At 34.8% G+C, this 16,923-nt stretch carries 7 protein-coding genes; all 7 read right to left on the bottom strand.

Annotation, left to right across the window (positions count from 1 at the left end; all coding sequences use genetic code 11):
* Nucleotides 1-3: 3 nt before the first annotated feature.
* The 7 genes from JIV24_RS05980 to JIV24_RS05950 all read right to left on the bottom strand — a co-directional run bounded on the left by JIV24_RS05980 (nucleotide 4) and on the right by JIV24_RS05950 (nucleotide 16,902).
* A complete protein-coding gene (locus JIV24_RS05980; protein ID WP_200464105.1) occupies nucleotides 4-2,646 on the bottom strand; it encodes a PAS domain S-box protein in 2,643 nt (880 codons plus the stop codon).
* 272 nt (nucleotides 2,647-2,918) lie between these two features.
* Nucleotides 2,919-4,025, bottom strand: a complete 1,107-nt coding sequence (locus JIV24_RS05975) for a methyl-accepting chemotaxis protein (RefSeq protein ID WP_200464104.1) — start codon at nucleotides 4,023-4,025, stop codon at nucleotides 2,919-2,921.
* 406 nt (nucleotides 4,026-4,431) lie between these two features.
* On the bottom strand, nucleotides 4,432-4,830 hold the full coding sequence (locus JIV24_RS05970) for a bacteriohemerythrin (RefSeq protein WP_200464103.1): 399 nt from the start codon (nucleotides 4,828-4,830) through the stop codon (nucleotides 4,432-4,434).
* 207 nt (nucleotides 4,831-5,037) lie between these two features.
* On the bottom strand, nucleotides 5,038-7,644 hold the full coding sequence (locus JIV24_RS05965) for a response regulator (protein WP_200464102.1): 2,607 nt from the start codon (nucleotides 7,642-7,644) through the stop codon (nucleotides 5,038-5,040).
* A 12-nt stretch (nucleotides 7,645-7,656) separates the two neighbouring features.
* Nucleotides 7,657-12,255, bottom strand: a complete 4,599-nt coding sequence (locus tag JIV24_RS05960; protein ID WP_200464101.1) for a hybrid sensor histidine kinase/response regulator — start codon at nucleotides 12,253-12,255, stop codon at nucleotides 7,657-7,659.
* A 100-nt stretch (nucleotides 12,256-12,355) separates the two neighbouring features.
* Entirely contained in the window at nucleotides 12,356-13,498 is a 1,143-nt protein-coding gene (locus tag JIV24_RS05955) for a hybrid sensor histidine kinase/response regulator (protein WP_200464100.1), read from the bottom strand.
* 20 nt (nucleotides 13,499-13,518) lie between these two features.
* On the bottom strand, nucleotides 13,519-16,902 hold the full coding sequence (locus JIV24_RS05950; RefSeq protein ID WP_200464099.1) for a PAS domain-containing hybrid sensor histidine kinase/response regulator: 3,384 nt from the start codon (nucleotides 16,900-16,902) through the stop codon (nucleotides 13,519-13,521).
* Nucleotides 16,903-16,923 lie beyond the last annotated feature (21 nt).

Genomic DNA, 16,923 nt, shown 5'->3' with positions numbered 1-16,923 from the left:
GGATTAATTTTTTAAACTCTCCAAGCTTAACGGTAAGTCAATTGAATAATTAATACCACGTACTTCATGGGCTTGAAATATTAGGTTACCATTCAAAGCTTTCACCCGGTTATAAACATTGAACAAGCCCATGCCCTTATGCCCTGTTTTAATCTTATCAAAATCAAAAACGTCACCATCATTGTAAAAATTCAAGACAGCGCAGTCGTTTTGTTCGCTTATTTCAATATCGATACAAGTGGCGGTTGTGTGCTTTATGGTATTATTGATTAACTCTGCTATTATTCGGTAAAATGTTAACTCAATAACCCTTGGTAGGCGTGCCTGCAATTTAAACTCAGAATGGCATCCAATACCCGAAGCCGATCTGATATTTTTTAGCATTTGTTCAACTGCCGACTGTAAACCAAAGTCATTTAACAATTGTGGAAACAGATTTCGTGATAATTCTGAATTATGCTTCAAAGCAGCCTCTATATTATCATTCAATTGTTTGCTCAGCTTTCGACGTTGAATAGGGTTAATGGTGTTTAAGTAGGCTTGGTTGAGCATCTTTATCATAGACAATAATGGTCCGAGTCCATCATGAAGTTCCTGTGATATACGCTGTCTTTCTAACTCCTCCGCTTCAATAGCCGCTTTCGCAATTCGTTCCCTAATTCGCTTACTTTCGCGCATATCTTTCACTGATACCACCCTTAAGCCTTTTTCATTGTCTGAGATTTTTCTCGATTTAATTTCAACTGGTACCAGATACCCATCTTTATGCAACAGTTCTATTTCGTAATTATCAGATACATCTAACAATGAATTAAAGTCTAAAAGGTGATGATATTTAACCGGAATAGCCTCCTTAATGACCTTTAAATTCAATTCTTCACTATTGTAACCTGATAATTTAGATATCGCTGCATTGGTATTGACTACTACCCCATTTTTATGTACGAGAATACCTTCTGAAGAGTTCTCAGCCAATTGTTTAAAACGGATGTTGCTCTCCTTCAATTCTTGTTCCTGCTTTTTCTGATCACTAATATCAACCAGTGTTATCAGGTAATTCACCTTAAAATTATCAGTTAATTGAGAAGCCGATGCTAAGAAATATTTATTTTCCAATTGACCATTACTATAAACCTGCAAAGTTATTTCCTGAGCCAGCTTTTGTTTTTCAGTTTTAACAACATCCATCACAAATAATCGCAACTTGCAATCATCACAAAAAGATGTTGTCCCGCATCCTTCCTTGGTCGTATTCGCATTTGCACACTGTACTACATCACCTTTTTTTAGGTTTGAAATATTACTATTGGCTAATTTATTGGTCCGCATACCTGTTTGGTTCACCTTAAGAACTTTGCCTGCGTCATCAACAACAAACATGGTCGCCGGAGCATGATCAAATATGACTTGCAAGCGATTTTCATTTTCCAGCAAACGTAATTCTAATTCTTTTTTAACAGTAATATCAATTAAAGTTCCGGCAACCTGCTTTGGGTGCATATTGACATCTCTATCAACGATTTTACCACGTGCATTCACCCAGATCCAGCTTCCATCTTTTTTCTGTTGCTGAAATTCTACATTAAAATGTTCAATTTCCTGATTGATGAACCTATCGACTACATTAACGACACTTTGCCTTCCATCAGGGTGTATTAAGGCCTCCCAAGTCCTTCTGGTCAACTCCCCAAGTTCATCCAAATTATATCCCAGTCGATGCTTCCAATATGCATTTATTTGCACTGAATCATCCTTGAGACTCCACTCCCATGTTCCTGCCAAATTACCTTCGATGACATTGAGGGCTTTCTTTCGTTCCAGCTTCAGCTTTTCATTCATAAAGTACTGTTCCGTTATATCTTCAGCGATGGAAGCTAAATAACCAGAACATGGTCTGAATGCAAATATTTTAAACCATTTGTTTAAACCCTTAGAATAATGAATAAACTCCTTACTAACACCCGTTTTTGTAACCAGAGCATATGCTTCTAGTTTACTTTTAAAATTAATATCATCCAATGAACTCATAATATGACTAAGTCGATATTGAGTCAAATTGATGTCATCCAAGCCAGTAAACTTGATGAATGATGGATTCACTTCTTCCAGAATAAAATCTATTATTTCTCCCTTGGCATTAACGATGGCTTTGTATAATGCTGCGCCATTCACCATATTTTTGAAAAACAAGCGATAGCGCTCCATAAAACCCGTAAGGTCACTTTGACTTTGACACGTAAGCACATCTTCATGTACAATTGATAAATGCCCTTCTAAGTTCTTGTTATCTGTTAATTCGACTTTCTCTAATTCCCATACTTGTTTTATTAACCTCGAAATACCTGAATTATTCGCTAGTACATAATCGTGAGCTCCAGCTCTAATAGCATCCACAGCTTCATGGGTATTGCAATTTTTAGATATAATAATAACAGGTAAATCAAATTTCTTTTTAATATTATTAATGATATTAACAGCATTAAAGTTTGAAGCTGCAATTACCAATTTGATTGCATGTTTACTTATGGCATTTCTACTATCTAATAATGTTTCTGACTCATGAATAACACAAGATGTTACCTCTTTTATTTTTCTGACAACCTGTGCTCGCTCTATTCGATTGTTGTCGATTATAAGTATTTGCATTAATAACTATATTCAGGTTAAATACTTTATCAAAATTCTATAGTGGTCTTATGTATTGGATTAACAACATCAGTAACGAATTCATATAAATTTGGTTTCCAGATGACGTTCTTATTATTTCACTTTAACATACCTTAACAGGAATTAGTAAACAATCAAATTCAAATCATTGAATACCTGCATTATGAAAAAGCTATGGAAAATGGCTTCCATGGCTTTTAATAATAATTATACCATATAATTATACTAGGTCTCTTAATCGTGCATTCTTTCTATATCTTAAATACAGCTATTCGGTTTCTTAGCTGATCGGCCTGTTCTTCCAAAGCAACGGCATATTTTGCAAGCTCTTGTGAATAACCAGCATTTTGTTGTGTAATGGTATTCAACTGTTGAACTGCTACGTTAACCTGGTTAGTACCATGCGCTTGTTCACTGCTGGCAATCGCAATTTCTTCAACTAAATGTGATGTTTTTTCAACTATTGGTGTCGTTTTACTTAATACACTTACTGCCTCTGATATAGTCTGATACCCTAGCTCACTGTGTTCAATAATTTCATCGGCTGCTTTTTTACTGGTTTCTGCCAATTTGCGGACCTCTCCAGCTACAATAGCAAAACCCTTACCATGTTCCCCGGCTCTGGCTGCTTCAACAGCAGCATTAATAGCCAATAGGTCTGTTTTATCAGCAATTGAATTAATGATTTCAATACGCTCTTTTATGGTAGCATTCGCCTTCACCGCTCGATCCGATTTTACAGAAACATCTTTAATACCTAAACTAGCTTCTTTTGAATAGGAACCGGTTTGATTGGCATTGGAGCTATTCTGCTGAATGTTCGTGGCCATTTCTTCCATTGTTGATGAAACTTCTTCCACTGATGCAGCTTGCTCACTGGCCCCATCAGAAAGTTGATTTGCTGTGATTCGGACTTCATTACTTGCATTGGCTAATTGATTGGCTCCAGTTGAAATATCAGCAATGGTCATTCTTAAATTAGCCACTAAAGAGGCTAATGAATTTGTCAAATTCCCTAATTCATCTTGTTTATCTGATTGTTCTGTTTTTATGGTCAAATCACCTCCTGCAACATTCTGAAGATTGGAAATAGCATTCTCCAATGGTTTTTGCACACTCGTTTTAATTACCTGATACATGCTTAATCCTACTACATATGCAATTGGTAATACCCAGAACAATGATTTTATTCCTGCTTGACCAGTGTAAAACCCCAACCAAAGAACCAATAAGACATACACAGTGACTGCAAAAAATACATTGGTTAAAAATGACTTTTTAAACATTGCCTTTAAAATCAGATAACAAACAGGCAAATTAGCGATTAACAATAAAGCTACAAATAGTAAGTTGTTCATATCAAAATAGTTATTAGCAAAAAATCACATCTAATACATTTCCAAATACTTATATGCTATATGGAAGATTAATTACTCAATTAATTCTACTGCGAAAGTAATGGAATGTTTCAGCGATAACACCCCCTATTATTGCTGTTTTTCACAACCCTTTAGTACTACTGAATGAGATTTAAAGTATGGTATTACCTATCTAGTAGATAGTAATTAAATGCATTTAACTACCCAATGTATTATCGTTCTTTTAGGTTATTGGAGAGAATTATATTCAAACACTTAAACTTTTAAACTTAGGTTTTCAAATACTACCAAACTTTCGAACTATTACCTTTGCATTAAAGCGCTTGAATGGGTTGTTACAATGTTTTAAGAAATAGAACACAATCAATCATAAAACCCTATAATTCTATCTCTTATAACCACAACTATCTAAATGCTCAGTTAAGACTTTATCTTCCTGCTGCATATGTTCAATTAGCCAGTCATTCACACTAGAAACCAAATCATAATAGGTTTCCATATCAGGAGTTAAAACTGTTATTTTCTCTCTAAGAGCAAGAACAATTGTCTTATGCGCCAAACAATGCTCATTCAATCCCTTATATTGAATTATTTTCATCAGCTCCTCTTCCGTAGCGAAGTGTAACTCGGCTAAATTAAGTAAACGCATTGCCAATGCATAGACATAACTGTGCTTAATATCCTCACTGATTGACAGTTTTATATTCTCGGCAATAGCTACCAAATTAGCATGTTGCAATCCTATTTCTTCCTGTAGCAATTGTAATCGACCATCCATTTTCATTCCCCACTTTTTATTGATGGTGAGATAGGTTGTTGGCCGCAAATATACTAATGCTCAAATAAACGCGGTATATTTTGTGAGAGTTAGTTTAAACACTTTTATAATTTAGATTCAATAACCTTTATGTACAAAGACTTGCAAGCTCCTTTAGCACTCATTCTAAATAAGCAATTTTCGGTATCAATTAATGTAAACCAAATTGAAGGATTAAGAACTTAATGCCTCCATACGTTCCTGTAGTTGCTGTTTCTCTACTAATAACCAGGTTGTTTCCAACAACAAGCTAACCTGTTCCAATTCAAAATACTCAAAGGCGCGACTTTGTCGCCCCAACCATATAACAGCTTCGACTTGGTCTTCAAAAATAATAGGTATTGCAGCAGTGAAGTAGTATGAATTATCTTCTTTGTTAACAGCTAATTCTTCATCGTTAAATTTACCACTGTCAATAATAATTTTCTTTTGAAACACAGCCCTGTTTAATATACTTACTTGTTGAGCATTGTCTTCTCCTTTGAAAGTATGTGTTAATCGAATTTCTTTGTCAAAATTACTCAAAACAAACACATTACTAGTCTTTTGATACATAAAAAGATAAGCCCGATTGGCTAATGTGTATTGTTTCACTTCGTCAACCGCATAATCTAATAAACCATGAATAGATGTTGCATTGTAATGCACTATATTATCCAAGCCTTTTAAACGTCTGTTAACTTTAAGTAATTCATTCTTTGATACAAATTCCTTTGTTTGGTCGATAACAATCGAAAATAAAATATCACCTTGTACCCCTTTTATTAAGCTAAAAAACACTTCAACATGAATGGTTTTTTCTTCATTTATTTTTTGTACAAACTTAAAGCTGTTGCTTTTTCCGCTAACGACCTCTTGCAGCTTTTTTATCGTAGAGCGCCTTGGGCAATTATTCAAGCTATAAAAGTACCTTTTATTTAGTTGTTCAGACGTACATTTATATAAGTTTGCTGCTGCAGTATTTCCATTTGTTATCTCACCTGTTGAAGGTTCTATAAGCAACATGGGAGTTAAACTATTCTTAAAAATATTTTCAAAACGCTGTTCACTTAATTGCAATTCATACTCTGTCCGTTTACGTTCTGCTGTTTCTCTGTACCAATCAATTATTTGATCTACCAGTAGTATATCCGAGGCAGTAAATCCTTTTGCTTTATTGATGAAATGCATAATAGAAACAACCTGCCCGGATCGAACAACGGGATACAATAAACTATTGTAAATATCCAAACCGTCATTCGATAAGTTCTCTACCAATATTGGCTTTTTAGTCTTAATACAATTGTTAATCTCAGGCTTTAAATCGAGTGAAATACTTATTGGTTTCTTGTTGACCAGCTTATCACTTAACGAACTTGACCAGGTCTGAATAGTGTCATAATACAATGCTTCTTTAAAAGGTAAAAGGATGGCCCCATCACATGCTATCAGCTCCACTAAATCATTCAGAATAATAATTAATAGTTGCTCCAAATTTACTTTTGGATACATCTCCAGAAGGTTCAGTCGCTTTTGAGTCAGGTGCTGTTCCTGCTTTTGCGTGGTAATATTTCGCAATGCTACTAAACGCATTTCTTCACCCTGGTAGTTAATATCACTTGTTTCCAGCTCCAAAGTATTTAAATCACCATTGTTTCTTTCTATAATGATTTCAGTTGTTCCAACATACTTATTCTTCATGTTGACCATTACCTTTTCACGATCTCCGGGAACAACTTTATTAAATGGAATAGGCTTACCTATGATATTGGTCTTTGATTCCATCTCCATTAACTTAACGAAAGCCTGATTACATTCTACAACCGTCCCATTATTATGAATAAAAATACCTTCACTGGTAAAATTCGATAATATTCTAAATTTCTTTTCACTATCTAATAAGGCTACTTCCGATGTCTTTTGCTCTGTTACATCAATAATTATCGCACTGGCACTTATCGGTTCTCCATCTATTGAGTACTTGATCTTCCCTTTGACATGATGCCATATCCATTGTCCATTAAGGTGTTTAATCCGATAACACATATCAAAATGCTCATTGCTACGACAGTGTTCTATATTAAGAACATCTTTTATTATATATAGATCATCGGGGTGCACAAGCGCGAGCCAAAACTCTAAATCAGGTTCTTTCAAACCTTCCTGGTATCCTAAAGTTAATGCTGCAATTTTATTATACTTGATTGTTCTCTTGGTTAAGTCAAGCTCAAAAGTCCCTAATTCAGCTCCTTCAATTACCAATTGAAGACTCTTTTTACCTTCTTTTAATTCTTTCGATAATTGGTTAAGTTCTATATTTTTGCCTATTAATTCTTTATTTGAAAGCTGAAGTTCAAGGGTTCGCTTCTTAACCTTTTTATCAAGTTTTCTATTCAGGCTTTCAATATCTGCTCGATATGCTGCATTCTTTAAGTGCACATCAATACGCATTAAAAGCTCTTCATCATTGATTGGCTTCGGCACATAATCGACACCACCACTTTTAAATGCTTTTACTTTATCAAATGAATTACTTAAGGCAGAAACAAATATTATTGGAACATCTGAAAATGCTTTATTTTTCTTAATAGCCTGACATGTTTCATAACCATCCATTCCGGGCATCATGATATCCATTAATATTAAATCGGGATGAATTACATCCAGCTTTTTAAGAGCCTTCTCTCCTGAGGTGGCAATGGCCACTTCGTAACCTGCTCGTATAAGGATTTCTCTAATGATATCAATGACAGAAGGCGTGTCATCAACAATTAATATTTTATTGTATGCTGTCGAATTCATTTCAAAAACTATTTATGATATTGACATGGTACATAAGTCAATAATGGTATCATCATCATACTTAGCAATTGCCTCATTCACCTTACTGATAAATAAGGACCACTTATTTTCATCCATCTCTGACAATATGTTTTCAATAGAATTAAAATCACCTAATAAAGCATATTCTTTTACAGCTTCCAATACATTGCTATCAGGCAGAACAAAGTCAATTGATTCTATGATTTCGTGGTGTTCATATTGCAATTCGATTGGTAGCAGATACTCAATTTTACCAAGTAAAACAGAAAGATCGATAGGTTTACAAAGAAATGCATCACATTTATTTTCAAACACATTTCTCTTGTCGGCATTCGTTAAGGTGGCAGATACCCCAAGTACTTTCGGTCTTTTTGCAGGAAGTTCGTGTAACAAATCCAAACCATCTTTATCAGGCATCATAAAATCCAGAATGATTAAGTCAAATGACCGCTTGGTATTCAAACCAATTGCATCGTTTGTATTGGATGATAATTGAACATTAAAACCTAAAGGTGTTAAATAGTCCTTTAATAAGCTACTATTCGCCTGGTTATCATCCACTATTAAAATCGATTGTTTTTCTCCTGTATAACCAATTACATTAGCTTTTGCAACCGATTGCTTCTCAATTCCATAGTCGCTGATAAACTTAATTGGTAATTCTACTACAAATGTACTTCCCTCTGTTTTATTCTGCTGTAATTGAATGGTTCCGCCCATTAGTAGAACTAATTCGCGTGTAATAGGCAGGCCCAGGCCAGTACCTTCCACAAACTTTTTATCTTTAAGGTTTTGAGTAAATGGTTCAAATACCTTCTCGGCATGTTCTTCTTTTATTCCAATTCCCGTATCAATAACAGTAAGCTCCAACATGGAGGTTTTTTGCTGTATCACATTAATTTTAAGAGTGACACCACCCGCATTTGTATACTTAACGCCATTACTCAGAAGGTTTAACAGTATTTGTTTTAATCTCCGAGCATCAATTTTCACCAAAGAATTCACATTAAAGGCAGGCTCATAATTAAGATAAAGTTGCTTCTCTTCAGCCTTAATTTTAATTATTTCCAATACGCTTTGCAGAACATCTGACAAGTTCACTACCTCTGCCTCTATTGAAAGCTTTTTGGCATCCATCTTTCCATAATCTAATATTTCATTGATCATGTCAAGCAGGTGTTGACCACTTTGATGAATTGTTAAAAGGCTTTTACGCTGTTTATTATTGATATTTGTATCCTTTTGCAGAATATGTGCATAACCTAGGATAGCATTTAACGGTGTTCTTAATTCATGGCTCATATTAGCAATAAAGTCACCTTTTGCCTTGCTGGCCATTTCTGCTTTTTCTTTAGCAACCACTAGCTCTGAAGTTCTTGTTAAAACGAGTTCTTCAAGGTTCTCTTTGCTATGTTCTAATTCTTCATTTAGCTTTTTGTATTCCTCATTTAAGCATTCGTATTCGATCACTTTTTCATGCAGTTTCATTTCTGCATGTTTTTTTTCTGTCATATCTATCTGAGTCCCACTCATGCGAACAGGTTTCCCATCATGCGACCATTGAACGACTTTACCTCGCGAATTAACCCAAACCCAATACCCTTTGGGGTGTCTGACACGAAACTCAATATTATAGTTCTCCGCTTCACCACGCAAGTGTTTACTCAATTCACTATCTACCTTAACTAAATCGTCATCGTGTATTGAACTGCGTATTTCAGCTTCACTAATGACTAGTTTATCTTCAGGTAAACCAAGCACATTCAAAAACTGTTTGTTCACAATGAACTTTTGATTTTCTATATTCCAATCCCAGGTACCGGCATTTGTTCCTGCTAAAATAAAATCATTTCGAAGTTTTGATTCTTCTAACTGGCGATATGACTCCACCTCTGATGTGACATCTTTAAATATGGCTGCAAAATAACCTTTATGAGGGCTAAATAAATTAGCTTCATAATAATGCTCATCGTATGGATCATGCCTAACCACCTTAGCACTAATTCCCTGTAATGCAACTTGTTCAATCAACTCAAGCCATTCATCTTCCAAACGAGCATTCATCGGAATTAACTCACTCTCCTTTAGGTTTAATGCTTCTTGTTTTGTTTTTTGAACATATTGAACATAAACACCATTGATATCCTCAGGCTGGTAATCAATCACTTTCCCTTTATCATCACAAATCACATGATACAAAGCAAAAGCATTATTCATATTATCAAATAAACTACGATAGCGCTCCTCACTTTTTCCTAACTGTTCATTAGTGAGGTATAATTCTTCATTATTGGCCTTTAACTCCTCTTCGGTGGCCAGTAAATCATTATTTTTGCGATGCAACTCTTCATTGATGGTTCTGTATTCTTCATATAATGACAAGTTTTCATCGACTTGCTCTCGCAATCGTTTTTCTGAATTGTAACGCTCTGTTAAATCGTGATGTGTACCTATGATTCGATAAGGTTTATCATTATCATCTCGTAATAAATAGCCGTTAGCTACAATTGGCACATAATGGCCTTTTTTATGTCGCATCCTAAACTCGACCTTGTAACGTGGCAACTTTCCTTTGATAAACTCCCTTACTGGTGACATCACATTGTTGAAATCTTCAACATGAACCAGATCCTTAAGTGCATCCAAGCTTGCCTCTATCTCAGTGTCTTTAAATCCGATTATTTCCTTGTATCGTTTCGACCAAAAGACTTTATCATTTTCGAGATTCCAATCCCATACTCCATCATTTGAAGCTTCTAAGGCCAGTCGAAATAACTCCTCCTGTTCCTTTAACTCTAACGCTGCTTCTTTTTGTTTGCTTATATCAATATGAATACCACTTACTCTTATAGGCTCACCGCTTAGTGACCATTCAACAACTTTACCTTTCGATTGAATCCAAACCCAATGTCCCTCTTTGTGTTTCTGTCGAAACTCAACATCATAGTTTTCAATTTCCTTGTTAAGCAGCTTTCCAATTTCTACCTCTGCTATCCTTATGTCTTCGGGATGCAAAGACTCCTCCCAGGTTTTTAAGGAGGTTGGTTTTAATTCATTTAATGAATAACCTATTATTTCAGCCCATCGGTTATTTAGAACCTGTTTGCCAGTCTGTACATCCCAATCCCAGGTGCCGGCATTGGTACCTTCAATGACAAATTGATTACGCTTTCGGATAGAATTTATTTCACGATGACTTAATACATCTTGTGTAATATCATGAAAAACGACTGCCACATAGCCTTTTCTTGGGCAATATAAATTACCTTCATAATACTGCTCATTATATTGAGCTTGGCGAACTATTCTTGCAGAGATTCCATCAAAAGCAACTTGTTTTAGTAAGTTCAACCACGATTCATCAGAATGTGCACCTTCAGGCACCATTTGACTATGCTTCAAACCAATCACCTGTTCCTTAGTCATTTGCATGTAAGCAAGGTAAGTGGCATTGGCATCGCGCGTCACATAATCAATCACATTCTTCTGCTCATCAAGTACAATTTCATACAAGGCAAATGCCTCGCTCATGTTTTCAAATAAAGCACGATACTTTTCTTCACTTTCAGAAAGTAGGTTGTTTGTCGAATATAATTCTTCATTATTAGCTCGTAACTCTTCTTCAATGGCTAATAAATCATTATTCTTTTCATGCAGTTCTTCATTAATTGTTCGATATTCTTCATAAAGTGAGAGGTTTTCGTCAACCTGTTGCCTCAGGCGACTTTCTATTTGATAACGCTCTGTAAGGTCAACATGCGTTCCAACCACACGATAAACTTTACCATATTCGTTACGCATTAAGAAGCCTCTTGCCATGATATTGACCAAATGACCATCTTTATGCACCATTCTAAACTCAGTCTGGTAAGTTTCACCTTCACCTTTTATGAATTCACTTATATGGCTAAATACTCTTTTGGCATCTTCGTGATAAATGAGTGACTCAAAAGTACTTAAACTTCCGCCTAATTCGTGCTCTCCATACCCTAGCATTTCCATATAGCGCTTTGAAAAGTAAACTTCATTTGTTTCTAAACGCCAATCCCAAACGCCATCATTTCCAGCTTTTACTGCTAAGCGAAAAAGTTCTTCCTGCCGATCTAATTCTAAAGATGTTGTTTTTTGTTCGGTAATATCTATTTGTGTGCCCCACAAATAATGCAAATGATTATCTTTTACCTCACCTACAATATTATTCCGAAAGTACAGTGTGTTCCCTTCTATATCAGACTCTTTAGTCTGAAAGTTGACCCAACGATATTCTTTATTAACCAAACTTTTAATCAGGCTTTTGGCTAAATCTTCATCTTGCAAAAGTTCAACGAGTGTAATGCCAATGATTTGGTCGATTCCCTTATATCCATAGGCACTAGCAAATTCTTGATTACAATCCGATAGAATCATGTTTTTCAGACACAAGTCTACCTGTTCATTATAACTCTTATCTAAATTTATTGCTTCTTTAAATTGCCATAAATGAATCCCTTCAGCACTCAGCTTGAAAAATTGCTGATATCTTTGCAGCGTATACTCTAACGTTTTATTTGAATCCTCAAGCTGCTTAATTCGATTCTGTTGTTCATTCATTCGGGTAAACATTTTCAAGAGCTATTGGCTCATCATATTATTTATCACAAACCGATATTTCAGTTATCAAAAACATCCAATCAATCGTCATAATGGGATACTAAACTTCTTCCAACACCACTTTTGTTATCACTCCGCTTTTGTCTTCCTTATTATCAAATAATAAAGTACCGCCATGCGATTCAATTATAATTTTTGCCAAATACAATTCCATGGCATTGTTGCGCTCGAAGTTATAGTTTTGATTATTGATTGAATCGAAAAAATGCTCAACATTATTACCATTGAATAAGCTACCACTGTCCTCCATCTCCATTACAATCGTTCCTTCATCCTTTAATAATTTTATATTAATATGTCCAGATTCTGTGAATATTATACAAGTATTGATTAAAGCATCCATAGCTGATTGTAGATATTGAAAATCTGCATTTACTTTTACAGGTTCGTCGTTTTGAATTTCGATCTTAATATCTTTTTCTTCAGCTATTACTGATAATTGCTTGACACAATCGCAAATAATCACACCCCAGTCTACTTGTTGGAGATTCAATTGTGTTTTACCTCGCAACTGCAGATTCGCAATTTGCAGTGCTGCGTATGAGTATTTCTCCAGATTCGTAACCGATCGATCTAATAATTCAATCACCTCAGTGAAATAGGATTCTTCTGAATAACCCTTTAATAAATTTAAAGAACCTACAATACCGTTTAAAGGCGTTCTGATTTCGTGACTAATGGATTTCAGGAAGTCATTTTTCGAATCATCCAGGCGCCTAAGTTTGTCGTTAGCTTCTTTTAATTCAATGGTTTTTTTATCCACCTCTTCATTAAGCCATTCATTTAAATCAGCCAACTTCCTACGTGATTCTTTTAGTTCTATATGGTTGGCCAGGCGAACCAATAACTCCTCATGGTTAAACGGTTTGGTTAAGTAATCGTTTCCGCCAACGTTAAACCCTGTTGTAATACTCTCAATATCTTCTCGTGCCGTAAGAAAAATAATGGGAATATCTTTACAAATTTTTACTTGTCTGATTTGTTTACAAGTTTCAAAACCATCCATTCCAGGCATCATGATATCTAATAAAATTGCATCAAATACTTGATCCTTCACCCAGTCGATGGCATCATTACCATTCAATGCCACCTCAATACTGTAATTATTATCTGTCAGGAGACTTGCTAGAACCTGTAAATTTTTAGGATTATCATCAACTATGAGAACTTTAGATTTGGTCATATGTCTGGAATTATTTGTCATTATTTACTTAGCTTATTCAAAATAGACTCGTAATTATTTATTAAGTTTTGAATTGACTCAAAATCGAATGATTTAATAGCGATGTCAATATCTTTCTGATAATTTAACACAAGCGGGATCGTAACAGTATTTAAGCAATCTTCCAAAGCTTGATTAAACGCGTTCAGGTCGTTGGTTGAAGTACGCTGCTTTAAACGCAGATAGATACTTGTTGCTTTATCATCTAATAAATTAAATAACTTCAATCCATCTTCTTTGCTAAACACCTCATTTAAATCTTCACCACAATCCTCATTCACACTTTCAGCTGAGTTTATGCAGTATTTACTAACTACATCTATAATACTTTGTTCTGAAATGGGTTTCGTTAAAATGTCATCAAAACCAGCATTCATAATTTCCTCTACTTCCTGATCAAGTGTTGATGCTGTTACTGCAATAACCTTAAGGTTTTTATTTAATCCACCCATTTGCATCCTCTCTAAAACCTCAAAACCATTCATATCAGGCATATTGATATCACACATAACAATATCAAATGTCCTTTTCTCTATTATTTTTAAAGCTTCTCTTCCATTATCGATTGCTTCTACTTTTAATCCTAGATTAACTAGTAAGAGTTCCAGAATATCAAGATTTGATTCAATATCATCGATAATTAATATTGATTCATCATTAAACTTAACCAAACTATTCTCAGGAACAGATGTCATTTCATCATCATTTTCATCGTACATTACACCCGGAATTTGTATAGAAAACTGACTTCCACTTCCTTCAATACTTTTTAGACTAATGCTTCCATTCATTAGTTTTACCAGCTTATTGATAATAGATAATCCCAGGCCAGTACCCTGAACATGTTTATTAATGGTTTTTCCTTCCTGTTCAAAAGGTTCAAATATAGCCTTTTGTCTGTCTGCCTTAATACCTACTCCCGTATCGGTGACTGTAAAAAATAATTCGCCTTTGCCTTGCTCTCGATTCTTATTAAAGTAATATGATATTGTGACGCTTCCTTCATTGGTATATTTAACCGCATTATTCATCAGATTAAGAAAAATCTGCTTCATCCTCAGTTCATCAACAAATAAACGATTTGGAATATTCTCTGGATGAACTACTTGCATTTCCAACCCTTTGACATTAACACTATACCTTAATGTCTCTGAGATATCAACCAACAACTGTTTGATATTTGTTGGCTCATATTTTAAACTAACCTTACCAGCCTCTATCTTAGACACATCGAGTATATCATTGATTAGGGAAAGTAGAAGCTTGCCACTTGTTTTTATTGAGTGTATATAGTTTTTGTAAACTGAATCCTTCAAATTCTTACTCATGATATCAGAAAAACCTAAAATGGCATTCATTGGTGTTCTGATCTCATGCGACATGCTTGCTATAAAATTAGTTTTAGCTTCATTGGCAGCTTTAGATTTCTTTCGCTCCATTTCAAGCTCAATCAATAATTCTTTATGACGCGTAATATTTTGAATGATTCCCGTAATTGATTGGCTTTCTTTGTTTCCGAGATTGATATAAACACTTAACCATAAATACTGCTGCTTGGCGTTTAGAAAACGAAACTCTAACTCACTATTATCTGAAGCCCCCCCAACGAAGCCTTTAATTCTTTCATTTATTTTTGACTGATCAGCTGGATGTACACGTGACAATAACCAGTTGTTATCAATATTGTCTGAGATATCAAACCCTACAATATCACTGACGTGCTTATTTGAAGTAAAAGTGTTCTTATTGAAATCATACTCAAAAAAAGCAATATGCCCTGCCAGCATAGACATTTCCAACTGCTCATTTAACTGGCCTATTTTTTTTTCAATTTCAATTCTATCGGTTATATCAACCCTAACAACCGCGATGTTTACTCTCCCCTGATTGTTTTTAAACGGGAAAGTTGTAACCTGGTAGTTAACACTATTGTTTTCATGTGAGGTTTGATAATAGGTTGTTAGGGTATCAAGAGAGGAGTGATCTCTTGGACATTTACTACACTTTTTCTCTTGCCCTCTCAAATGTTTATAGCATTTCTCTCTTATTGCCTCTCCTTTTTTGCTATTGTATATTATCTCATGCTGTTCATCAACTATAAACAACTGAGTATTTGTAACATTCAATACAAATTCTAATTGTTGATTTAGCTTTTCTGATTCATTCTCCAGCTCTTTTATTTTTGTTATGTCAACTGATGTGCCACAAACATTCTCGACTTCGTTCTTCTCATTCAACACTGGGAAGTAAGATGCATAAAACCATTTTTTATCTCCTCTATAATCACAGATTGAATATTCAAAATTGACAACATCTTTTTGAGAAACGACGAGCTGTTCTTTCTCTTTAAGGTATGATGCAACATCATCAGGAATAAAGCCATCTAATGGTTTACCAATAAAAGAACTTCGTGGCAAATCATAAAATTCCTCATAGAATCTATTAACTGTCAGCCATTTGCCATCCAAATCTTTAATAAATACAAAAGCACTGATTGTATCTATAAAATTATTCAAAAGATTTTTTTCTTTCTCCAGACGATTATTTGCCTCTTTTAAATCTTCTTCATTGGCTTTAATGTGAGTAATATTAATCATAAAGCCCACTAACTCGGCTATCTCATTTTGCTTATCGCGCTTAACAATAACGATATCACGTACCCAAATGATCTTACCATCTTTTTGAATTAGACGATATTCAAAAACATGATTAAGATCTTGTATGCTGCAGTTATAGCAATAGTTGGTTGCCCATTCTCGATCATCAGGATGGATGCAGGCTGCCCACTTCTCAAAAGTTGGCCAGTCTTCGTGTTCATAGCCAAGAATTCGCTTGCCTTCAGAACCCACATATTTGAATTCATTGGTTTTAAAATCCATCCGCCATGGCACACCGCTGGTCGATTCCACTAAGAAATTTATTAATCGCTGATCAAAAGGTCTTTGATTAGTAACAACCTGATAAAAGAGTTCTAAATCATTACTAAAATTAGTAATCATAGCTTCAAGCATTTCCAACTCTTCATGTGTTAGTTCGTTATAAGCAGAGCTAATAAGTATTAAATAGCCCCATTGATTAGAGCAATCCTTCCTAATAGGCTTTATAGCAATTAGTTTCCCAATCTCCAGATGCTTTTTTAAAACACTTTGAAGTTCATCAGTAAGTTCAAATCCTTTTACTTGGGTATTTAGTATCGTTAATATCTCCTGATGATAATCTTGATTCTTCTCTCCACATTTTGCTTCACTTACTATTTGAATTCTTTCAGAATGTTGATTCACAATACATGAAAAGTCACAACCAACCACCTTGTTAATTGTATTGAGTTGTACATTCCACCTTTTAAGAATTTCAATATTTAACATCAGCACAAACTATTAATTAAC

It is taken from the genome of Carboxylicivirga marina (assembly GCF_016612505.1).
Classification (GTDB): domain Bacteria; phylum Bacteroidota; class Bacteroidia; order Bacteroidales; family Marinilabiliaceae; genus Carboxylicivirga; species Carboxylicivirga marina.
This window is presented reverse-complemented; position numbering and strand designations above follow the sequence as displayed.